Genomic DNA, 20939 nt, shown 5'->3' on the forward strand with positions numbered 1-20939 from the left:
TCATGCCGATGTTACGCGCCGGCGCTAGCAAAGTCGTGGACAATCCTGCGGAGGCTGAGCCTCGACACTGATGGAGACGGGTTATGAACAGGCGTGAATTTCTGATCGCATCGTCGGCCGCGGCCGGTCTTCTGGCTCTTCCGCGTTTCGCAGCGGCCGCGGCCGGCACGATCGACCTCTACAGCGGTTCGGATGCCAATATCGTCGACCTCTGGAACAACATCATCCGTCCGGCCTTCGAAAAGGCCCATCCCGGCGTCGTCCTGAAGGTGACCGATGCCGGCGACAATAACGGCCTGCGCGCCATCGCCGACCGTGCGCTTGCAGCGCTGAAGACGAAGACCGATCCGCAGGCGGACCTGTTCGAACAGTTCGATCCGCGTCTGCCGTCCGGCGGTATCGACGCCGGCCTCTGGGTCAAATTCTCAGCCGAGAACATCGAAGGCTACGGCCGCCTCAACCCGCTCGCCCTCGACACTCCCTATTCCCTTCCCTATCGCGGCTCGCAGGTCCTACTCGCCTATGACACCACCAAGCTCGATCCGAAGAATGCGCCGAAGAGCTGGGAGCAGCTCACCACATGGATTAAGGCCAATCCGGGCCAGTTCATCTACAACCGTCCCGACAAGGGTGGTTCGGGCGGCAACTTCGTCCGCCGGGCCATCCATGAGGTCAACGGCCGCGATCCTAAGAAATTCAAGATCGACAATTTCACCGCCGATTTTGCCGGTGAGGCCCTGACGCCGGCCTGGAAGATCCTCAACGACCTCGCTCCCTCGCTCTACGACAAGGGCGCCTACACCGCCGGCAATACGCAGTCGATTCAACTGCTCGCCCAAGGCGTCGTCACCATGGTGCCGGTCTGGTCGGACCAGGTGCTGCAGGCGATCGCGCAGGGCGTGCTGCCGGATACGACCGGTCTCGTGCAGCTCGGCGATCTCGCTCTTTGCGGCGGCTTCTCCAGCATCACCGTGTTCTCGAACGGCGCCAACAAGGATGCGGCCCTGAAGCTTGCCGCCTTCATGCTCACCAAGGAAATGCAGGAAGCGATCATCACTCAGATCGGCGGCTTCCCGGCCGTTTCCTGGGACCACATTTCCGATGATCTGCGCAAGAAATATGCCGACGTCATCCCCTCGACGATCCCGACCTTCCCAGGCGGCGATTGGGAAAAGGCGATCAATGACGGCTGGTATCGCAACGTCGCCCCCAACATCAGCCGCACCTGATGTTCGCCGATACTGCCCCGGCGGCTTGGCGTCGTCACAGTTCCATCAACAGGGGGAGCGCAATCGGGCTCCTCCTCGTCGCCCTGCCGGTGTTCCTGCTTGCATGGTTGATCATCTTTCCTATTCTTTCGGCGGTCGTCGGCACGATCTTCGTCCGAGGGCCTGACGGGGCGACGGGCTTTTCGTTCGCCTCCTACCGCTTCTTCTTCACCGATGGCTACAGCCTCGCCAATCTCGGGGTGACGCTCTGGACCACCGCCGTCTGCGGCGTCCTGCTTCTGGCGATCGGGCTTCCGATCGCACTTTACCTCCGCTTCTCGCAGGGACGCCTTGCGGCTTACGTGCAGGGCCTGGCGATCTTCCCGATGTTCGTGCCGTCGATCATCCTCGCCTATGCGCTGATCAGGACCATCGGGCCGAACGGCACCGTCGACCTGCTGCTGAATTCCGTCGGCCTACCAAAACTGCGCACGCCCTATCTGACGCCATGGGGACCGGTCATCGGTCTGGTCTGGGACAATCTTCCGCTGACGGTGCTGATGCTGAAGGCCGGGCTCTCCTCCGTTTCGAACAGCGCCATCGAGGCTGCCCGCGATGTCGGCGCAAGGCCGCTGCGGGTCTTCATCTCGATCATCCTGCCGCGCATGGGCAATTCGTTGCTGGTGACCGCCTCCTTCGCCGTGCTCGGCATCTTCTCCGCCTTCACCCTTCCCTACGTGCTCGGCCCTGCATCGCCTGAAATGATGGGGCCGTTCATGCAGCGCACCTTCGCCGATATGAACGATCCGCTTGATGCCATGACCCAAGCCGTCATCACCTTCGGTTTTTGCCTGGTCTTCGGCATCTTTTATATCAGATCGATCGCTCGCAACCGCGAGGCCAAGCCATGAGCGCGGGCAGAGCGGGCTTCAGCCTCCGCTTCGACTGGATCGGCATGCTCTTCGCAAGCCTGCTAACGCTGTTCATCGCGCTGCCGCTTCTCGTCGTGGGAACATGGGCCTTCACCGAAGTGTGGCGCTATCCCTCGGTGATCCCGCAACAATTCGGCCTGCGCTTTTGGGGCCAGACGCTGGCGCGTTCCGATGTCTGGGAGGCTCTCCTCCTCAGCCTGCGGCTGACGGCGACGGTCACCTTTCTGTCTGCTGTCATCTGCCTTCCCGCGGCTTATGCCTTTGCGCGCATGCGCTTTCCCGGCAGGAACATCCTGTTCCTCTCGTTCCTGGCGTCACATGCCTTTCCCAAATTCGGCCTGCTCGTCGCCATTGCCGGCATCTTCCTGCAGCTCGGCCTGATCAGCACCTTCTGGGGCGTCGTGCTGATCCAGCTGGTCGGCACGCTGATGTTGATGATTTGGATTCCGGTCGCGGCCTTTCAGAATGTCGACCGACGCATGGAAGAGGCGGCGCGCGATGCCGGTGCTGCGCCGCTGCGCGTCTTCTGGTCGATCACCCTGCCGCAGGCCGCGCCGACCATATCCGCCGCGCTGCTTCTGACCTTCGTCGGCACCTTTTACGAAACCGAAGGCGCCTGGCTGATCGGCGCGCCTGAAATCCGCACCATGCCGGTGTTGATGATCAGCTTCATCAACAATCAGATCGTCGTGCAATACGGCGCCGTGCTCTCCGTCATGCTGTGGGTGCCGTCCTTCATCGCGCTGATGTTTGCGCGGCGCGTCGTCGGCACCGGTGCCTTTGCGAGAGGTTTTGGCGCGTGAAGCGTCACGCACCAATTCAGGGAAGGACTTGAGAATGGCACATCTGGCAATCGAGGGTGTTTCGAAGCTGTTCGGAACCACCTTTGCCGTGCGTGACTTTTCGCTCGAAGTCGGCGACGGCGAGCTCGTCTGCCTGCTCGGCCCGTCGGGTTCCGGCAAATCGACTCTGTTGCGGATGATCGGCGGCTTCGAGCGACCGAGCGGCGGAACGATCCGCATCGATGCCAAGGATGTGACGAACTTGCCGCCCGAGCGGCGTCCGACCGGCATGGTGTTCCAGAGCCATGCGCTCTGGACGCATATGGATGTCTTCAACAACATCGCCTTCAGCCTGAAGCTGCGCCGCCTGCCGAAAGCGGAAATCCGTGAGCGGGTCGAAAACGCTTTGGCGCTGGTCGGGCTTGCCGATTATGGACGGCGGATGACGACGCAGCTATCGGGCGGACAGCAGCAGCGCGTCGCGCTCGCCCGTTCGCTGGTGCTCGAACCGAAGATCCTGTTGCTCGACGAGCCCTTTGCCAGTCTCGACCAGCACCTGCGCGAAAGATTGCGGGAAGAAGTACGCGATATTCAGCAGCGCCTCGGCATCACAACGCTCTTCGTCACTCACGGCCAGGACGAGGCCTTGGCGCTTGCCGATCGCATCGTCGTCATGCGTGACGGACGAACCGAACAGATCGCGCCGCCGAGCACCATCTATCGGCAGCCGCAGACAGCCTTCGTCGCCGGCTTCATCGGCTCGATGAATTTCGTCGAGAGCCGCATCAGAAACGGCGTCTGCGAGCATCCGCTCTTCCCGCTTGCCGTTGCCGTCGAGGACGGGCCGGTGACGCTTGCCAGCCGCCCGGAAGCACTGGCGATCCATCCCTCCGATCGGGCGAATGCGGCGACTGTCCACCGCGCCGTCGACTTCGGCACCCACAAGATGGTCGATGTCGATCTCGCCGATGGCACCCGCCTGAAAGCGATGGTGGCGCCGGACGACCGGTTCCAGGCCGGAATGAAGGTCGAGCCCAGCTTCGTGAGCTTCTTCGCCTTCCGCGACAATGCCCTCGTGCATCAGTCGATGCCGTCTAAGAGCGATGTGGAGGCCGATCGACTGCTGTCGGTCTGACGCCGTCACACTTGATCTGAGAAGCCTTCCTTGAGCCAGGGATGCAGCGCCTTGCTGGCCGCGAGGATATCGCCGCGCCCGTCGACTTCAGCGCCGGAAAAACGCGTGACGATGCCGCCGGCCTCTTCGACCATCAGCGCCGAAGCGCCGAAATCATGGATCGACAGCCCGTCCTCGAAGAAGCCGTCCAGCCGGCCGCAGGCGACATAGGCGATCGACAGCGCCGCCGAGCCCATGCGGCGCACGCCCGCCGTGTTGGCCATCAGGCGTTTGATGGCATCGAAATAGGTCTCTTCCGCAACCGCCTTCACCTGGCCTGGAATGGGCAGCCCGGCACCGATCAGCACGTTTTCGATGTCGGCGACAGCGGCGCAGCGGATGCGCTCGCCGTTGAGATAAGCGCCACCGCCGATCTCGGCGCTGAAGAGCTCGTCCTGCATGGCGTCATAGACGACGCCGGCCGCCTGCCTGCCGCCTTCGGCGATCGAGATCGTCATGCCGAAATGCGGGAGGCCCCAGGCGTAATTGGTCGTGCCGTCGATCGGGTCGATGTAGATGATTGGTGTCTCCGGCCCGGCAGTGCGGTTGCCGACAGCCTCCTCGCCCTGGATGGCATAATCGGGAAAGGCCTTCGTCAGCTCCTCCACGATGATGCGCTCGACGGCGACGTCGATCTCCGTCTGGTAGTCACGTGGCGCCTTGGCAATCATTTCCCCAGATGTCCGCCGCCGCAGGGAAGCCCGGGCCGTCTCGCCCGCCTTCAGCACCGTTTCGGCAAGAATGACCAGGCGGGGCGACGCGTTCGGGGAAAGACGCGCTGATATCGGGGAGGATGCCATGAAGAAAATCCGGATGCTGCAGATATGAACGAAGTGAATCGTGCGGAGCCACTCGCTTCGCAGAGACCGATAATGGTTTTATGAAGCTGCCCGCGCCTGACGCGGCTTATAACAGGCGCTCGGTCGATGCGTCAAAGAGATGGACCTGGGCCGGGTCGACCGAAAGTCCGATCATCTCTCCTGGTCTGACTTTGTCGCGCCGCGTTTCGACGATCGTCAGTTCCGGCTGCGTCGCCGCGACGATGAAGGTCGAGGAGCCCGTCGATTCGACGAAGGCGATCGGCACGTCGAAGCTGCCCTGCCCGGGCGCGACGACCTCGATATGCTCCGGCCGGATGCCGGCGACGATTTGGCGCCCCGGTTCGACGGCGCGTGCCAGCGCAAGCTTCTGCTTCACCGCGCCAAAATCCAGGATCAGGCTTTTTCCGTCCTCCGCGGCGATGGCGGGAATGAAGTTCATTGCCGGCGAGCCGATGAAGCCGGCGACGAACCGGTTCGCCGGCCGGTCGTAGAGATCAAGCGGCGCGCCCTGCTGTTCGATGATGCCGTCGCGCATGACAACCACATGGTCGGCCATGGTCATCGCTTCGACCTGGTCATGCGTGACATAGACGAAGGTGGCGTTCAGCCGGTCATGCAGGGCGCGGATTTCCTTGCGCATCGAGACACGCAACGCGGCGTCAAGGTTGGAAAGCGGCTCGTCGAACAGGAAGGCCTGGGGGTTGCGGATAATGGCGCGGCCCATGGCGACTCGCTGCCGTTGGCCCCCGGAAAGCTGGCGCGGATAACGGTCGAGCAGGCGGGAAAGGCCGGTGATAACAGCGACTTCCTCGGCTTTCTTTTTTGCTTCGGCCTTGGGGACGCCGTGCATTTTCAGTGAATAGGTCAGGTTCTGTTCCACCGTCATATGTGGATAGAGGGCGTAACTCTGAAAAACCATGGCGATATCGCGTGCCCGCGGCGGCACGTCGTTCATCACCTCGCCGGCAATCTTCAGCGTGCCGCCGGTAATTTTTTCCAGCCCGGCAAGCGAACGGAGCAACGTGGACTTGCCACATCCCGACGGACCGACCAGCGCCACGAACGTGCCCTTGGGAATTGAAAGGTTGACGTTCTTAAGCGCGTGAAAGGCGCCGTAGTGCTTCTCGACGCCCAAGAGCTCGATTTGGATGTCCTGGCTCATACTGAAAACCTTGCTGGTCCCCAACCGGGACCGATGGGATGGTCAAGGGTGAAAAACGTCGTCATTTGACTGCTCCAGCGGCAATGCCGCGCGTTAGCGTGCGCTGGAAGATCAAGAAGAAGATTACGGTCGGTATTATACCCAGGAAAGCCGCCGAGGCCTGCAGCACCGGGTCCGACATGTTCTGACCGCGGGTGAGGCCCATGGCGACCGAGACCGTCTGGTTGTTGTTGGACACCAGCATGACGAGCGGGATCAGGAATTCGTTCCAAGTCCAGATGAAAAAGAAGGTTCCCAGGACCATGAGCGTCGGCCTCAGCATCGGGACGACTACGAACCACAGCGTTTTCCAGTGGGTCGAGCCATCCATCTCCGCCGCTTCGAGGATTTCCTTGGGAAAGGTACTCAGCACGGTCGAGAGCAGGTAAGTCCCGAAAGCACTTTGCAGGACCGCGAAAATGATGATCACGGAAAGCTGCGTATCGTAGAGGCCGCTCGCTTTCGCCATGTAGTAAAGCGGGTAAATGATGGACTCCTGCGGAACCATAATGCCGAGAAGAAAGACCACCAAAATCACGCGCGAACCCGGCACCTTGCCGACCCCAATCGCATAGGCGTTGAACAGGCTTATCAGTACCCCCAGCACCGACACAGCGAGACTGATCACCACGCTGTTGAGCAGCTTCCGGCTGAAATCAGACACCATCCAGAATTTCTCGATCGCCGTGAGATCGATCGACCGAGGAATCGAAAGCGGTCCGCCGACTGCATATTCGGCGCTCGCCTTGACGGCGTTGAGCAGAGCAAGGAAAAAGGGAAAGAGCGTAAGGGCGAGGAGTAGAATAAGGATGGCCAGCACCACCCACCGCATGGAATCGCGTCGCGCGCGATCGGTTGCCGCCGTCGTCTTTGCCTTGGTCGTGTCATCGCTGAGAGCTGAGTAAGCCATGATCTACTCCTTCGATTCCTGCTGGCTCTGAAAGCGTAGAAAAATCACGGCCAAAGCGATCGTCAGAGTGGTTTGAACGACCGCGATGGCTGCTGCATAGCCGACGCGTTGTGTTGTGAAGAAGTGGTAGTAAGTCAGATAGGATGGCACGAGAGTGGAATTGTCGGGGCCGCCGGCGGTGATGACAAAGATTGGCGCAAAGACCTTAAGCGCTGCGATCAGCGTGGTCAGCACGACGACGAAAATCTCCGGCGCCAGAAGCGGAATGGTGATCGTCACCAGCCGGCTCCACCAGTTTGCCCCATCAAGCTCGGCAGCCTCGTAGAGAGAAGGGTCGATGCGCGAAAGACCGGCCATGAAAACCACCAGACAATAGCCGACCTGTATCCAGACAATGACGAGCGAGACGGCAGCAAGCGCGTATGTCGCATCGCCGATCCAGTTCTGGGCGAGATTATCAAGGCCGATGGACTTTAGCGTGATGTTGATGACGCCGACGGGATTGAGAATCCAACCCCAGAGCACGCCCGCGACCGTTACGGGCAGAATCTGCGGTAAGTAAAAACCGGCCCTGAAGAAGCTCGAGACCCATTCCCCGAATTGGTCCCTGACGTAGTCGAACAGCAGAGCGGCCAGCACCAGGCCGATGCACACCGGTATCACGGTCATCGAGACGATGAACAGCAGCGTGTGATACATCGATCCCCAGAATTGATCGTCCGTAAGCAGGCGATGATAGTTCTGCAGGCCCACCGGTCGCGGCGTGCCAACGCCTTTCCATGCCGTGAAGCTCAGCGCGAGATTAGCAAGCTGCGGTATGAGCACGATGAGAATGAAGCCGATCGTTCCCGGGATGAGGTAGAGGCTATAGCTTCGTGAACCGTCGCTCGATCGCTGGCTGGATATGGCCATATCATTCTTCCTTCCGGCTCCCAAAATGGGCTGCGCCAGAGGCGCAACCCAGCGTTCAAAGTCGCGCTACTGATTTTCCTGCGCGTCGTCGTAAACCTGCTTGATCTCTTCGACGAACTGTTCAGCAGTCAGACTGCCCTGGAAGAGACCGGTGTCTTTCTGATTAAGCACGTCGTAGTAGCCGGGGACCGGCCAGTCAGGGTAGAAACCGAGACCGCTTTTGTCAGAGATCTGCTGGAAAACTGCTGCGGCGTTCTTGCCGATGGGGTTGGTGATGGCGGAAAGGTCAGCGGCGATCGGCACGCCGCCCGCATTGCCGAGTTCGGCTTGGTACTTCGGCGACAAGGTCAAGCTGATCCACTCGGCGGCGAGATCGGGATTCTTGCTGCCCTTGGGAACCACCCAGAGATTGCCTGTCGAGCCGACCGAATATTTCGGGGTCGGTATTACGAACTGACCCCACTTGAAGTCCTTGATGGTCGAGGCAAAGGTGCCGAGATTCCACGTGCCCGAGACGTACATCGGTGCCTTGCCGGAGGTAAAGAGCAGAGCTGCATCCGGGTCCTTCATGCCCGTGGAGTCCTTGCTGATGTAGCCCTTGCTGACCCAGTCGACCAAGGTCTGCGCCGCATAACGGTAGGGCGCTCCGTCGAGAGGCGCCTTCAAACCTTGATAATTCTGGATCCAGGCGTCATCGGCCTTGGTGTAGGCGAGAGAGGCAAGCAAGTGCTGGCCACTGGTGTCGATGGCGCCGAGCGCGAGAGGTGTGAGACCCTTCTGCTTGAAAGCTTCCATGTCAGACACCCACTCTTCGAGCGTCGTCGGCGGCTTGAGGCCTGCCTTTTCGAACATGTCGATATTGTAGAAGCACGAAACATATTCGCCGAAGACCGAGACGCCCCAAACAGGGCCGGAGCCATAGATGCCCTTTTCGTCATAACGGCTTAGGACAAAATCGCCTTCGTTAAGGATCTTGTCCCAGCCTTCCTTCTTCACATAGGCATCCAGATTGGTCAGCAATCCCTGGCTTGCAACCAAGCCAGCGGTCGCATTGCCCTTATTGTACTCGAGCACGTCGGGGGCCTGATCGGAATTGAGGATCATGCCGCCTGAGGCCTGCAACTGCTGAAAGGTCTTCTGCTCAAAGCTGACGTCGATGTCCGGATGTTTCGCCTTGAACTCCTCGAGCGCCTTCTTCCAGACAATGCCCTGAGCCGTGGTCGGCTCCTCGAACCACCATATCTTGAAGGTCTTCTGCTCGGCATGGCCGATCGATGTCATCAGCATCGCCGTGCCGAGTGCTAGCGCAAGTGTTGCAATCCTTTTCATGCTTTCCTCCCAAAAAAGCGGCTGCGCCGCGAAAAGACCAGTTAGTCAGTCATGGCGTCCCGCCCCGGCCTCCCAGCCCAACGGCGCGCCACTTAGGCGGTTGATCAGGGATCAACAATGAAATCTCCGCCCCGGCATTTCTTTAGATAGTTGAGCCCGTGAACCTGGCCAGTCATCTCAAGTTCGTCGCGATAGACCGGGTCGTGCCAGCCTTCGATGTCGATCGAGCCCGACCAGCCGGCAAGGCGCAGCTCGGAAATGATGTCGGTCCAGCTGCTGTCGCCGAAACCCGGCGTGCGCATGAAGACGAACTTCTCCTTGCCGAAGATGCCGTGTTCCTTGATGACCTCCCAGCGGATCGTCGCGTCCTTGCCGTGGACGTGGAAGAACTTATGTGCCCATTTGCGGATCTGCGGCATGGGATCGATCAGATAGACCATCTGATGGCAGGGTTCCCATTCGAGCCCGATATGATCGTCTGGCGTCTCGTTGAAGATCAGTTCCCAGGCGTCGGGATTGTGAGCGATGTTCCAGTCGCCGCTCGCCCAGTTGCCATCCATGGCGCAATTCTCGAAGGCAATCTTGATGCCCTTGTCGGCAGCGCGCCTGGCCAGCTCGCTCCAGATCTGCTTATAGCGCGGCAGGCTGTCGGTCAGCGGCTTGCCGCGGACGCGGCCGGTGAAGCCGGCAACGCAGGTGGCGCCGAAATGATGCGCATTGTCGATGCAATCCTTCCAGCCCTGCAGCGTTTCGAGATCGATGTCAGTCTCTTCGAGCGGGTTGCCGAACATGCCGAGCGTCGAAATGGTGATATCGCGGTCGCCGATCGCGTCGAGGCAGCGCTTGCCGAGCTCGGCGAGGTTCTGCCCCTTGGTCGTTTGCCAGAAGAAAGGTTCGAAGCTTTCGAAGCCGAGGTCGGCGATCTGACCGATACGCGCGGCGGCATCGCCCTTGTTGCCGCTGACCATGGTGCCGATGCGAATGGATTTTGCAGGGTTGCTCACGTCACGTCATCCTATGCTGAAATTTCGATGCGACGGCCGGTCTTGGCGCTTTCGATCGCGCCGAAGACCATGGCGAGGCTTCTGATATTATCCGAATTGACAGTTTCGGGCTGTTTGCCGGTGCGGATCGCCGCGATGAAATCGGCGATGACGCTGGCATGGCCGTGGGTTTCCGCGTCATGCTCTGGACCGAGAACGTTTACGGAAGCAAAGCCGCGCAGAAGGCCTGGCTCTTGTCCGGCGACGGCGGCCTTGAAGCTCTCCTCACCATCCCAGGTCAGCATTCCCTTCGAGCCGACGAGACGCCACTGGCTTTCCCAGCTGGTGCGCTCGCCTTCGGCGCACCAGGAGCCGCGATAGGTGAAGACGATATCGTCGGAAAATTCGAAAATGGCATTGGCCGAGGCGCCGTGCCGGTACCAGGACCCCTTCGGGTTGCGCTCGACGCAATAGACGGCGACCGGCTTTTTATCCGCAACGTAGCGGGCGGCATCGAAGGTATGGATCGCCATGTCGAGAAGCAGGACATTGTCCATCTCTTCGCGGAAGCCGCCGAAATGCGGGGCGAGGAAGAAGTCGCAGTGAATGCCGGTGAGCTCGCCGATCGCACCGCTGTCGACGAAACGGCGCAGGCGCCTGACCCCCGATATGAAGCGACGGTTCTGGATGACGGCATGGATGCGGCCGGTCTCTGCGGCAAGGTCGATCAGCGCAGCGCCTTCGGCCAGCGAGGCCGCCATCGGCTTTTCGCTGAGCACGTGGCATCCGGCCTTGAGCGCGGTCGAAACGACATCGTATCGGGCAGCTGGAATGACGATGTCGAAAACGAGATCGGCCTTCGTGGCATCGATGACTTCGGACAGGGCAGAGCCGATGACGGCGCCTTCCAGACCGAACTCGGCGGCGAGCTTTTCGGCCGTCTCCCGGTTCAGATCGACGAGGCCGACGATGGCGATAGACTCGGCGAGATCGGGGTTGGACGCGATGGCGCGCAACCAACCTTTGGACATAGCTCCGCACCCGCACAGAATGGCACTGAATTTCACGATTTCCTCCGGGGGATGGCGCCAACTCTCCTCGTGACACGCATCCCGTAAACGTTTACGAATGTAGGCGGAAACGTTTTGGGATGTCAATAGAGGCGAAATACGAAAGTGCGAACCGAAGGAAAATCGCCAGCCATGAAAGGGATTCGCCAGCTTGCCGAGCATCTGGATATCTCGATCGGCACGGTCTCCCGTGCGCTGAACGGCAAGCCCGATGTGAACGAGGAAACCCGCCGACGCGTGCTGGCGGCTGCCGAGGAGTTCGGCTATGTCGCCAATCAATCGGGTCGAAGTCTTCGGCAAGGTGAGACGAAGGTCATCGGCCTGATGATCGAATCGAGCCAGGAAGCGGTCGAAAATGCCGACAACTTTTTCCTCGGCGTCACCAGCGGCCTTCAGCATGTCTTTGCCCGCCACAAGCTCGACCTCTTGATGCTTCCCTGCCCGGTCGACGAAGACCCGTGCGAATATCTGAAGCGCATGGTGGCGCGGCGTGTCGTCGATGCGATGATCATCTCCAATACGCAGCGCGTGGACCGGCGCGTCGATCTTCTCTCGCGCGCAAAGATCCCCTTCGCCGCCGTCGGCCGCAGCCTTTCGGCAGGCAATTTCCCCTGGGTCGATCTCGATTTCGAAGGCGTCGCCGAACGCGCTGTCGAACGGCTGGTCGCGCGCGGCCATCGCCGGATCGCGATCACCGCGCCTTCGAGCGAAGTCAACCTCGGTTACGTCTTTGTCGAGAGCTATCGCCGCACGCTCGAACGGCACGGCATTCCCTTCGACCCGTCGCTCGTCATCCGTGTCAAGTCGAGCGAACAGGGCGGCTATCAGGCAGCACATGAATTGCTGCAGCTTGGACATCGGCCGACCGCGGTCATCCTGATCTACGAGCTGATGGCGATCGGCCTTTACCGCCGGCTGATGGAAGCGGGCATCCGGATTGGCCGCGACCTTGCAGTCATCGGCTTCCGCGATGCCCCGCGCGCACGCTTCCTGCAGCCCTCGCTCAGCTGCTTCCGCATGTCGCTCTACGATCTCGGCATTGCCCTCGGTCAGACGCTTCTCGCCAACATGCCGGCCTATCGCGCGTTCTATCCGGACGGCGGCCGCAACATCGTCTGGCCGCTAGAACTGGCACCGGGGCAAAGCGATGCCTTTGAGGTCGAGGCCCAGGCCTGAGCGCTGCGGCGGCGACGGTCGCCGAGCGCCACGATCGGCCGCCGCCGCGCTCGCGGCAGCCGTTCCCCTCTCGTTGATCGAACGGTAGTAAAGGGGGAGGCCGGCATCTCGTCGTAAGGTCATATTCGGCCCTTGATAATCGCTGCCTGGCAAGGCAGGAGAGTGACATCGCGGAGGTAGATGCAGATGACGAGATTGGCGGATTCGCAGGGCCTGGAGATTTCGCATGAGGGGCATCGCACCCGTCTGAAATGGCACCGGCTGCGCAAGCGGTTCGCCGATCCCCTGTTTTCCGCCGAGGTGATGGCGGAGGGTTTTGCAGCAGGCGCCTCGATGGAACTCGATCTGCGCGTGCGCGCCGACGGCGGCTTCGTCGTGCTGCACGACAGCGAGCTCGAAGGTGAAACGACGGGCCGTGGACCAATCGCTGCGAAGAACGTTGCCGACCTCCGCGATGTCAGGATGAAGGACGGCGCCCGGCCGCTGATCCTCAGCGAGGATCTCGCCGATATGATGCAGGCAACGCATCCGGCCGCATTGTTGCAATTCGACATGAAGGACGATTACGACGCTGTCGGCGCCCGCGGCATCGAGCATCTTGCCCGGCATTTCCGCGATATCGCCGCCTCGGTGATCATCAGCGGCGGCAGTCTCGACCTCATCGTGGCAGTCAAGGAAAAGCTTCCGCATCTGCTGCGCGGCATCGATCCGACCGAGAAACTTTACGATATCCGGGAGTCCAGCGGCTGGAGCGCGGCGGAAATGGAACTGCGCGCCGACCTGCGCGGTCCGACCGAACCCGACACGATCTATCTCCACTGGCACCTGATCCTTGATGCCGCCAAGGATGGCCTCGACCTCATCGGGCTTTGCCGGGACGAAGGCAAACGCGTCGACGCGTGGACCTTCACGCTGAAGGACCCGGTGGCCGGTTTCAACGATGCGGAATGGCGGAGCTTCTCGACATTGATGGCGCTGAAACCGGATCAGATCACCACGGACGAGGCACCGGCGACCGAACGCGCCTGGGCGCGCCGCGTAGCGGCTTGATCGGCGAAAGGACGCACGGCGCTCTAAAGTCCCTCGATATCGAGGATGAAGGCAAATTCGCCGGCAAGCCCCGACGCGTAGGCGATGACGGGCCCGCCTTGCGCAAGCAGCCTGCCGACCGGCGGCATCGCGACCATCGCGCCGGCCTCTTCGGCGATCAGCGCACCGGCGAGCATATCCCAGGCATTGAGGTGGCGTTCGTAACAGAGATCAGCAGCACCCTCGGCAACGCGGACAAGGTCGATGGCGGCTGCGCCCAAGCGCCGATAATCCATGCCGCGCTCATGGAGTCGCTTGGACAGCGCGAGATACTCATCGAAGCTCGTTTTGCGCGAATGGCCGAGAATGATGAGCGCATTGGCCGGATCGACAGTCGTCGCCGCATGGATCGGCAGTCCATCCTTGAAGGCGCCGCCGCCGCGCACCGCGTGAAAGACTTTGTCCTCGGCAGCGTCGTAGACGACTCCGATCTCGACCTTGTCGCCGACGACAAAGGCGATCGAAACGCCCCAGTGGCGGAAGCCCCTGATGTAGTTGGTCGTGCCGTCGATCGGATCGACGACCCAGGTGCCGGCCCCTTCCGATTGCCCGCCGCTCTCCTCGCCCATGAAGGTATCGTCCGGAAAGCGCGAGATGAGCCCGTGGCGGATCGCCTGCTCGGCCCTCCTGTCGGCGATGGTGACGAAGTCCTGCAATCCTTTGTTTTGAACGGCAAGAGTGCCGGGATCCGACTCGCGCCGAAACCTGGCCGTCTCCCGTCCGACCTCGAGCGCAACGGTAATCGCGGCCTCCGCCCGTGCGCGGACGGCAGCGGGGTCGAATGCGGCATTCATCAGGCAGTCCTTCTTTTTATCAATGTCACCGGTGTGAACTCGACACGCGCCGTCAGCTCCGGTTCGGCCATCCGGCTGATCAACAGGTCGACGGTCTGTTCTGCCTGGAGGTCGCAGGGTTGGCGGATGGTCGTCAGGTCGTAGGCGGTCCAAGCGGCCTGGGGAATGTCGTCATGGCCGATAATAGGGAGCGGCGGCGCCTCATCGCGGCCCCTGCCCTGCATGATGCGGTCGATGACGCCGCAGGCCATGTAGTCATTAGCGCAGAACAGCCCGTCGATGCCGGATGCGGCCAGGTCGGTCGCCGCGTCATAGCCGCTCCGGTAGTCGTTGATTCTGACCTGCAGGAACTGCGCCTCGATGCCAAGCTGCTTGCAGTGGGCGATGAAGGCCTCGCTGCGACGGCGCGCGGTATAAGATCTGGCCGGGGCAGCCATCACGGCGGGCTTTCGCACGCCGCTGTCGATCAGGCGGATGGCTGCCAGATGCCCGGCCATGCGGTCGTCGGAGATGATACGGTCGACCAAGGGAATGTCGTTGCCCTTGTTGATCAGTACGATCGGTACGCCTTCGGCTGCGCATTGTTCGCAGATTTCGGTCGGCGGCGCGTCCGATGTGACGATGACGCCGGACACGGCGTAATGCAGCAATTGGCCGATGACTGTCGAGGTATCCGCCTCCTGCGAGGTCGGCAACAGGATCGGGCGGAAGTTACGGGCGAGCAGCGCCCGAGAGAGATGCTCGATCTGCAGCGTGCGGAACGGGTTGTCGAAACCGGCGGCGACGAGACCGACGAGATCGGAGCGTTTGTTGGTGAGGCTTCGGGCAAGATAGTTCACCCGATAGCCGAGTTCCTTGGCCGCCTGATAGACCTTCTCGCGCGTTTTCGGTGAGACGCTGGCATCCGGGGTGAAGGCGCGCGACACAGCAGCGCGCGAGACGCCTGCCACCCGCGCCACGTCGAAGGAGGTTGCCTTGCGCGGCCCCTTGTCCTTGTCAGCCAAGTGCTTTCTCCTTGATCGGAGGCGGCCGCATCAGATCGGGCAAATCGGTGCAGATGCCGAGAACCGGGAGTGTCATCAGGTCATCGAGAATGGTCCGCCGCTCCTCGTGCCAGAGCACGATCTCGCGGCCGGCCTCGAAGGCGCGAGCCATCAGCGCCTCGGTCACCAGATCCTGCGGGCGCTCCCCTGCCCTCTCCCAGCAGAGATGGAGAATATCGGCGCCGGCCTCATCACCGAGCGCATGCGGTTCGTCGCCGACGCGGATCAGCACCGAGAGCGGAAAATCGCAGGCCGCGTCCCTGAGTTCGCGCACCTGCGCGGTATCGAAGGAGCCAAGGCAGGCAAAGCGCTGGTTCATTTCGACAAGGTGCCGCCAGCAGCGGATGCCGGTTCCCGGCGCCTTGAGTTCGACATAGAGACCGGTTCCGGTCTCTCGGGCGAGAGCGGCGACCTGCGAAAAGCTCGGCACGTCGACGCCGTCAAGGTCGGCAAGCTCAGCCGCCGTCATTTCCGAGATGCGCCGGTCGATGCCGTAGACCCGCTCCAGATGGTCGTCATGGGAGACGACCACCACGCCGTCACCGGTCAACTGCGTGTCGAGCTCCCACATCTCCGCGCCAAGTTCGGCCGCGCGGCGGAAAGCGGCGAGGGTGTTTTCGCGTTCGTGGCCGCTGGCGCCGCGATGGCCGATGCAGAAGGGAAGCCGGCCCTTGGCCGTCGGCCCGCCATAACGTTCGAAGAAGGCTGAAAAATCGCGGGTCATCAGAGCCTCGTTCCGTTCTCGTCGAAGACGAACACGCCGCGGCTGTCGATCCCCCAGGCGACATCGTCGCCGACGTGAATATCGTTGCGCGCCGGCTGGATCGAGCGCAACAGCGGCCCGCCGGCAATCCGCACGTCGTAAAGGTTTTCTCGCCCCTGCGTTTCGGCGAAGGTGATCTTGCCGGAGACGGTGACGTCGCCCGCCGGGGTGAAATGCTCCGGCCGCACGCCGAGCATCAGCTTGGTGCCCTCGGCGGCGCCGATGGCGTTCGGCAACGGGACCCGGATCTCACTTTCCGGGATTGCGAAGGCGCCCTCGTTCATGACGCCGCGCAGGAAGGTGATCGGCGGATTGCCGAGGAAGCCGGCGACGAAAGCGGTCTTTGGATCGTTGTACATCTCGGCCGGCGTGGCGATCTGGACGATCTCGCCTTCCTTCATGATAGCGATGCGGTCGCACATGCTCATTGCCTCCACCTGGTCATGGGTAACGAGGATGGCGGTGATGCCGGTCTCGCGCTGCAGGCGGCGGATTTCCGAGCGCATTTCGAGGCGCAGCTTGGCGTCGAGATTGGCGAGCGGTTCGTCGAGCAGCAGCACGTCCGGCTTGCGGATCAGCGCTCGCGCTAACGCCACGCGCTGCTGCTGGCCGCCGGAAAGCTCGGCCGGCCGGCGGCCCATCAGATTGCCGATGTGGACCAGGCCTGCGATGCGATCGACCTCTTTGCGGATCTCGGCGGCAGGCGCGCGCTTGACCTTCAGAGGAAATCCAATGTTCTCGGCAACCGTCATGTGCGGGTAGAGCGCATAGGACTGGAAGACGACACCGACATTGCGGGCCTGGCTCGGGAGATCCGTGACGTCCCGATCGCCGAAGAGGATGCGCCCGCCGGTCGGCCTGTGAATGCCGCACACTGCAAAAAGCGTCGTCGACTTGCCGCAGCCGGACGGGCCAAGGAGCGCCAGCATCTCGCCGCCGACGACCTCGAGCCGCATGTTCTCGATGACCTTGGTGGAGCCGAAGCTCTTCGAGAAATTGTCGAGGAGGATGCGCATCAGCCTTTGCTCCCGCCGCCGTAGATGTTCATGAGGTATTTGTTGAAGAGCGCGTAAGCGATCAGCACCGGAATGAGGTAGAAGAGGCCGACCGCCTTGAACATGTTGAAATCGTAATTGTTGTCGTCGGCAAGGAAGCCGGCGAGATAGACCGACAGCACCTGCACCTGATTGCCCGGCGCCAGCACCTGCGGCAGGATGAACTCGCCCCAGCCGGACAGGAAGGAGAACAAGCCGAGGGCCATGATGCCGGGCTTGACCTGCGGCAGCACCAGGCTGCGCCAGACCCTGAAACGCGACGCGCCATCAACGACGCCGGCCATTTCGATTTCCCAGGGCACGGTATCGTAGAAGCCCTTCATCAGCCAGATGCCGAGCGGCAGGTCGATTGCCGCCTTCACCAGGATGACGCCGATCAGCGAATTATAGAGGCCGATCATCTGCAGCACGATGAAGATGGCGATGATCAGCGTTACCGACGGGAAGGCGTGCAGCACCATGACGCCGGCAAGGAAGAAGCCGCGTGCCGGCACGTTCAGCCGAGACAGCACATAACCGGCCATTGAGGAGACGATCAGCACCAGACTGGTGGTGCAGGCCGAAAACAGCAGCGTATTCAGGGTCACGTGCCAGATGTTCGCCTTGCCCGCCGTTGTCTGCCACAGGAAACGCCAATGGTGGAGCGTCAAGCCGGAGGGCAGCAAGGCGTCCGGCGGCTTCACCGTGACGGTGTCGAGGAAGAGATAGACATACATCAAGAGCAGCGGCAGGCTGACGATGGTCAGCGCCGTCAGGACAGGCCAGCTGCGATAATTTGCCGAGGGCTGCGCGCGTTCGACCATGGTCAATCCTCGATCAAGGGCTTGGCGACAAGCGTGCCATAGTTGAAGACGCGCAGATAAAGCAGCGACAGCACCACGCCGATGACGACGAGCACCAGCGCCATGGCGGCACCCAGCCCGTATTCGAGATTGCCGGCATAGTTTCTGAGTGCGGTGTGATAGGCGGAGAGCGCCCAGACCTCGGTCGCATTGCCCGGCCCGCCATTGGTGGCGAGCAGGATTTCATTGAAGGAGGCGAGCAGCGACAGCGTCTGATAGCAGGTGACGAAGAGGATCGGCCAGCGCATCTGGGGCAGGATGATGTAGCGGATCTGCTGCCAGCGTGAGGCGCCGTCGACCTCGCTCGCATAGAACTGGCTCTTCGGGATGGCCTTCATCGCCGACGAGAACACCAGCATGCCCATGGAGGCGCCGATGAAGCCGTTGATCAGCACGACGAAGAACCAGGCATTATAGGCGGTATCGAGCAGGTAGTTCTTCGGGGGGTAGTCGAACTTGCCCATCAGGATCGAAATGAAGCCGCTGTCCCAGGCGAGCCACTTCCACAGCATGACGTAGATGACGACGGGCGTGATGCGCGGCAGGAGCCAGATGCCGCGAAAGATCGAGGCCCGCGTCGGAGGCATGTAATGCGTCCAGATGGCAAGCAGCAGCGCATAACCGACGTTGAAGAGCATCAATACCAGCGCGACATAGAGCACGGTATTGAAAAGCACACGCGCCATGTCGGGCGAGCTGGCCATGCGAGAGAAATTGTCGGTCGTCCAGGTCCAGCCGGTATAGGTGGTCTTGGCGACGGTTTCCTTTTGCTCCGGCGTCAGCTTGAAACCCAGACCGTCCAGCGACGAAAACAGCTGTTCCTTGCTGTCGAAGCGCGTGTTGAGGACGGAGCGGTTGAACTGTTCGGAGATCTGCTTGACCTCGCGCGTCGAAGGCCGTTCGGTAAGATCCTTGATCATGCGTTCGACGTCGCGCCGCGTCGCAAAGACCTCGCCGGCGTGTTTGGCACGCAACTCCGCCGCGATCGCAGGCGCAAGGCCGAGGCCCTCCACCGCCTTGAGGCCGGCTTCGTCGATCGTGTAGCGCGGCTCGGCCATCTCGGCGGCGATCTCCGGCATCGCCGATTTCAGCGTGATCAGCGAATTGGGTGCGATCTGATAGACGCCCCCTGAAATGCCGGTCGCCGTGGTCATGTTGGTCATGGAGAAGACCGCTGTCAGAACGACCGGCATCAGGAAAAAGAGCAAGATCATGACCGCCGCAGGCGCGATCATCACCAGTCCGAGCGTTCTGGACGATTTCATGGAAGCCTCCTCGAAGGGATCGATCGGGCGGCGGGATCGCCGCCGCCCGGAGGGATGCTTCGACCTTAGCGGATGACGATCTTGTCGCCGAGCGTGCTTTTCAGCTCGCTTTCGGCATCGCCGATGGCGGCCTCGACGGTCTTGGCGCCGGTCCAGGAAGCTTCGAGGTTCTTCCACATGATGTTCCAATAGGTGCCGAAATCGGAATTGTTCGGCATGGCATTGGCATGCGGCAGCAGGCGTTCGGTGGCTTCGCGGGTCCACCGGTCAGCCGAGTAAAAATCCACTTCCGACTCCGCCTCCGAGATGCCGAGATGGGCTGACTTGACCGCATGCAACGCGTTGATGCGCGGCTCCGAGGCGATCGTGATCAGCTTGGCGGCGATATCGGTGTCCTCCTTGTCGTGACCTGCGGTCAGGAGGTAGACGAGCGGATGCGTCAGCGTGTTGGCCTTGCCGCCTTCGCCGGCCGGGATCAGCGTGAAGATCACGTTGCCGAAGAAATCCTTGAGGCCTTCCTGGTTGACGAGGCGGGCATAGTGCCAGGTGCCGCCGTCCCAGATGCCGGCCTTGCCAGTGGCGACTTCCTTCCACCACTGGTCGCCCGGCATTCCGATGTGGTTCTTCTTGGTGACGCCTGATTTAACGGCATCGGCGAAGAACTGGTAGGTGCGGGCCATCGCCGCCTTGTCGAAGACAAGCTTGCCGCCTTCTTCCATCGTGCCGCCGAAGCTGGTGTAGAACTGCCAGTAATCCGGGCCGTTGCTGGTGCGCGGATAAAAGCCGTAGCCGGGCTGGACGAGGCCCTTGTCCTGCATCTTCTTGGCGTCTTCGAGGAGGTTCTTCATCGTATACTTGCCGTCCTGCACGTTCTGCGGCAGGGCGTCGAGATCGGCGTCGCTGTAGCCGATCGCCTTCATATACGGCTTCCAGAAGAACATCGGCCGGGATTCGGCATCCTGCGGGATGCCGTAGACGGTGCCGTTGTAGGAGGCGATCTTCAGAAGATTTTCATAGATGCCGTTGAGCGGCCAGGAATCGAGGTCGACATAATCTTCGATCGGAACGATCAGGCCGGATTGCGACCAGGGTGCGATGTCCTCGTGGCCGCTGACGACGATGTTCGGAGCGGTCTTGGCTTCTGCGGCAAGGGTCAGCGCCTGTTTGAAGTCTTCCCAAGCGCTATACGGCTTCTTTTCGACGGTGATTTTCAGATCTTCGCCCTTGAGCGCGGCTTCGCGCTGCAGCTGCTGGGCCGCGATCTCGATGGCATCGAGACGATAGACGTCGTTCGGGCCGGTGCCGCCGGCCCAGACGCTGATTGTAACGTCCTTGGCGAGTGCGAATACGGAGGTCGAGGCCAGGATGGCAGCCGCGATCGTAAGGGATTTCAATGTCGGCAAAATGGTCATCTTCTTCATCTCCCCAGAAGAGCAGTGTGAGGCCTCTTTGACGGGTCATCACTGGTGTTGACGACCGCTTCGAGAGCCCGCGAAAACGTGACAAGTCCCGCTCTATGGGCTGAACGTAACGGCCGAATGACAAAATTGAGCACGTGTGCAAAATTATTATGACGATGTCCACGGCACT

At 61.4% G+C, this 20939-nt stretch carries 20 protein-coding genes; 6 read left to right on the plus strand and 14 right to left on the minus strand.

Annotated features, from left to right (window positions below):
* Positions 1–83 precede the first annotated feature (83 nt).
* The 4 genes from AMK00_RS28095 to AMK00_RS28110 are packed head-to-tail and all read left to right on the plus strand — an operon-like array spanning position 84 to position 4057.
* Complete coding sequence (locus AMK00_RS28095) at positions 84–1229, plus strand: extracellular solute-binding protein (protein WP_064812481.1); 1146 nt, start codon at positions 84–86, stop codon at positions 1227–1229.
* Positions 1229–2119 (plus strand): ABC transporter permease, encoded by an 891-nt coding sequence (locus AMK00_RS28100; RefSeq protein WP_064812482.1) that lies wholly within the window; start codon positions 1229–1231, stop codon positions 2117–2119. The genes AMK00_RS28095 and AMK00_RS28100 overlap by 1 nt, the downstream gene beginning before the upstream one ends.
* Positions 2116–2943: an ABC transporter permease gene (locus AMK00_RS28105; RefSeq protein ID WP_064812483.1), complete on the plus strand. Its 828-nt coding sequence runs from the start codon at positions 2116–2118 to the stop codon at positions 2941–2943. Before AMK00_RS28100 ends, AMK00_RS28105 begins: the two co-directional genes overlap by 4 nt.
* Before the next feature lie 34 nt (positions 2944–2977).
* Entirely contained in the window at positions 2978–4057 is a 1080-nt protein-coding gene (locus AMK00_RS28110) for an ABC transporter ATP-binding protein (protein WP_064812484.1), read from the plus strand.
* A gap of 5 nt (positions 4058–4062) precedes the next feature.
* Here the strand turns inward: AMK00_RS28110 and AMK00_RS28115 are convergent, their stop codons facing one another.
* The 7 genes from AMK00_RS28115 to AMK00_RS28145 form a co-directional block, all read right to left on the minus strand.
* Positions 4063–4896, minus strand: coding sequence for an inositol monophosphatase family protein (locus AMK00_RS28115; protein ID WP_064812485.1), 834 nt, complete (start codon positions 4894–4896; stop codon positions 4063–4065).
* A 106-nt stretch (positions 4897–5002) separates the two neighbouring features.
* Entirely contained in the window at positions 5003–6079 is a 1077-nt protein-coding gene (locus tag AMK00_RS28120; RefSeq protein WP_064806566.1) for an ABC transporter ATP-binding protein, read from the minus strand.
* Positions 6080–6140: 61 nt separating this feature from the next.
* Positions 6141–7028 carry a carbohydrate ABC transporter permease gene (locus AMK00_RS28125; protein ID WP_064812486.1) on the minus strand — a complete coding sequence of 296 codons (888 nt, stop codon included), beginning with the start codon at positions 7026–7028 and terminating at the stop codon, positions 6141–6143.
* 3 nt (positions 7029–7031) lie between these two features.
* Positions 7032–7940, minus strand: a complete 909-nt coding sequence (locus AMK00_RS28130; protein ID WP_064812487.1) for a carbohydrate ABC transporter permease — start codon at positions 7938–7940, stop codon at positions 7032–7034.
* 66 nt (positions 7941–8006) lie between these two features.
* Positions 8007–9269, minus strand: a complete 1263-nt coding sequence (locus tag AMK00_RS28135; protein WP_064812488.1) for an ABC transporter substrate-binding protein — start codon at positions 9267–9269, stop codon at positions 8007–8009.
* 104 nt (positions 9270–9373) lie between these two features.
* A complete protein-coding gene (locus AMK00_RS28140) occupies positions 9374–10273 on the minus strand; it encodes a sugar phosphate isomerase/epimerase family protein (protein WP_064812489.1) in 900 nt (299 codons plus the stop codon).
* A gap of 11 nt (positions 10274–10284) precedes the next feature.
* Positions 10285–11319, minus strand: coding sequence for a Gfo/Idh/MocA family protein (locus tag AMK00_RS28145; protein ID WP_064812490.1), 1035 nt, complete (start codon positions 11317–11319; stop codon positions 10285–10287).
* Between the two features lie 135 nt (positions 11320–11454).
* On the opposite strand from AMK00_RS28145, the gene AMK00_RS28150 reads away from it, so the two are divergent.
* Both AMK00_RS28150 and AMK00_RS28155 read left to right on the plus strand, forming a co-directional pair.
* Entirely contained in the window at positions 11455–12498 is a 1044-nt protein-coding gene (locus AMK00_RS28150; RefSeq protein WP_064812491.1) for a substrate-binding domain-containing protein, read from the plus strand.
* Positions 12499–12678: 180 nt separating this feature from the next.
* On the plus strand, positions 12679–13548 hold the full coding sequence (locus AMK00_RS28155; protein ID WP_064812492.1) for a glycerophosphodiester phosphodiesterase: 870 nt from the start codon (positions 12679–12681) through the stop codon (positions 13546–13548).
* A 23-nt stretch (positions 13549–13571) separates the two neighbouring features.
* Here AMK00_RS28155 and AMK00_RS28160 read toward each other — a convergent pair whose 3' ends face one another.
* The 7 genes from AMK00_RS28160 to AMK00_RS28190 form a co-directional block, all read right to left on the minus strand.
* Entirely contained in the window at positions 13572–14381 is an 810-nt protein-coding gene (locus tag AMK00_RS28160) for an inositol monophosphatase family protein (RefSeq protein ID WP_064812493.1), read from the minus strand.
* Positions 14381–15385, minus strand: a complete 1005-nt coding sequence (locus AMK00_RS28165) for a LacI family DNA-binding transcriptional regulator (protein WP_064812494.1) — start codon at positions 15383–15385, stop codon at positions 14381–14383. The genes AMK00_RS28160 and AMK00_RS28165 overlap by 1 nt, the downstream gene beginning before the upstream one ends.
* Positions 15378–16148 (minus strand): glycerophosphodiester phosphodiesterase, encoded by a 771-nt coding sequence (locus AMK00_RS28170; protein WP_064812495.1) that lies wholly within the window; start codon positions 16146–16148, stop codon positions 15378–15380. The genes AMK00_RS28165 and AMK00_RS28170 overlap by 8 nt, the downstream gene beginning before the upstream one ends.
* A complete protein-coding gene (locus AMK00_RS28175) occupies positions 16148–17203 on the minus strand; it encodes an ABC transporter ATP-binding protein (RefSeq protein WP_064812496.1) in 1056 nt (351 codons plus the stop codon). Before AMK00_RS28175 ends, AMK00_RS28170 begins: the two co-directional genes overlap by 1 nt.
* Positions 17203–18045, minus strand: coding sequence for a carbohydrate ABC transporter permease (locus AMK00_RS28180; RefSeq protein ID WP_064806591.1), 843 nt, complete (start codon positions 18043–18045; stop codon positions 17203–17205). Before AMK00_RS28180 ends, AMK00_RS28175 begins: the two co-directional genes overlap by 1 nt.
* Before the next feature lie 2 nt (positions 18046–18047).
* Positions 18048–19349 (minus strand): carbohydrate ABC transporter permease, encoded by a 1302-nt coding sequence (locus AMK00_RS28185; RefSeq protein WP_064812497.1) that lies wholly within the window; start codon positions 19347–19349, stop codon positions 18048–18050.
* A gap of 65 nt (positions 19350–19414) precedes the next feature.
* Positions 19415–20761, minus strand: coding sequence for an extracellular solute-binding protein (locus AMK00_RS28190; RefSeq protein ID WP_064812498.1), 1347 nt, complete (start codon positions 20759–20761; stop codon positions 19415–19417).
* Between the last annotated feature and the right edge of the window lie 178 nt (positions 20762–20939).

It is taken from the genome of Rhizobium sp. N621 (genome assembly GCF_001664325.1).
GTDB lineage: Bacteria > Pseudomonadota > Alphaproteobacteria > Rhizobiales > Rhizobiaceae > Rhizobium > Rhizobium esperanzae.

Bases quoted from the DNA above. Each gene is read 5' to 3' on its own strand.
- AMK00_RS28095 (WP_064812481.1), top strand. From the start codon at position 84: ATGAACAGGCGTGAATTTCTGATCGCATCGTCGGCCGCGGCCGGTCTT.
- AMK00_RS28100 (WP_064812482.1), top strand. From the start codon at position 1,229: ATGTTCGCCGATACTGCCCCGGCGGCTTGGCGTCGTCACAGTTCCATC.
- AMK00_RS28105 (WP_064812483.1), top strand. From the start codon at position 2,116: ATGAGCGCGGGCAGAGCGGGCTTCAGCCTCCGCTTCGACTGGATCGGC.
- AMK00_RS28110 (WP_064812484.1), top strand. From the start codon at position 2,978: ATGGCACATCTGGCAATCGAGGGTGTTTCGAAGCTGTTCGGAACCACC.
- AMK00_RS28115 (WP_064812485.1), bottom strand. From the start codon at position 4,896: ATGGCATCCTCCCCGATATCAGCGCGTCTTTCCCCGAACGCGTCGCCC.
- AMK00_RS28120 (WP_064806566.1), bottom strand. From the start codon at position 6,079: ATGAGCCAGGACATCCAAATCGAGCTCTTGGGCGTCGAGAAGCACTAC.
- AMK00_RS28125 (WP_064812486.1), bottom strand. From the start codon at position 7,028: ATGGCTTACTCAGCTCTCAGCGATGACACGACCAAGGCAAAGACGACG.
- AMK00_RS28130 (WP_064812487.1), bottom strand. From the start codon at position 7,940: ATGGCCATATCCAGCCAGCGATCGAGCGACGGTTCACGAAGCTATAGC.
- AMK00_RS28135 (WP_064812488.1), bottom strand. From the start codon at position 9,269: ATGAAAAGGATTGCAACACTTGCGCTAGCACTCGGCACGGCGATGCTG.
- AMK00_RS28150 (WP_064812491.1), top strand. From the start codon at position 11,455: ATGAAAGGGATTCGCCAGCTTGCCGAGCATCTGGATATCTCGATCGGC.
- AMK00_RS28155 (WP_064812492.1), top strand. From the start codon at position 12,679: ATGCAGATGACGAGATTGGCGGATTCGCAGGGCCTGGAGATTTCGCAT.
- AMK00_RS28160 (WP_064812493.1), bottom strand. From the start codon at position 14,381: ATGAATGCCGCATTCGACCCCGCTGCCGTCCGCGCACGGGCGGAGGCC.
- AMK00_RS28170 (WP_064812495.1), bottom strand. From the start codon at position 16,148: ATGACCCGCGATTTTTCAGCCTTCTTCGAACGTTATGGCGGGCCGACG.
- AMK00_RS28175 (WP_064812496.1), bottom strand. From the start codon at position 17,203: ATGCGCATCCTCCTCGACAATTTCTCGAAGAGCTTCGGCTCCACCAAG.
- AMK00_RS28180 (WP_064806591.1), bottom strand. From the start codon at position 18,045: ATGGTCGAACGCGCGCAGCCCTCGGCAAATTATCGCAGCTGGCCTGTC.
- AMK00_RS28185 (WP_064812497.1), bottom strand. From the start codon at position 19,349: ATGAAATCGTCCAGAACGCTCGGACTGGTGATGATCGCGCCTGCGGCG.
- AMK00_RS28190 (WP_064812498.1), bottom strand. From the start codon at position 20,761: ATGACCATTTTGCCGACATTGAAATCCCTTACGATCGCGGCTGCCATC.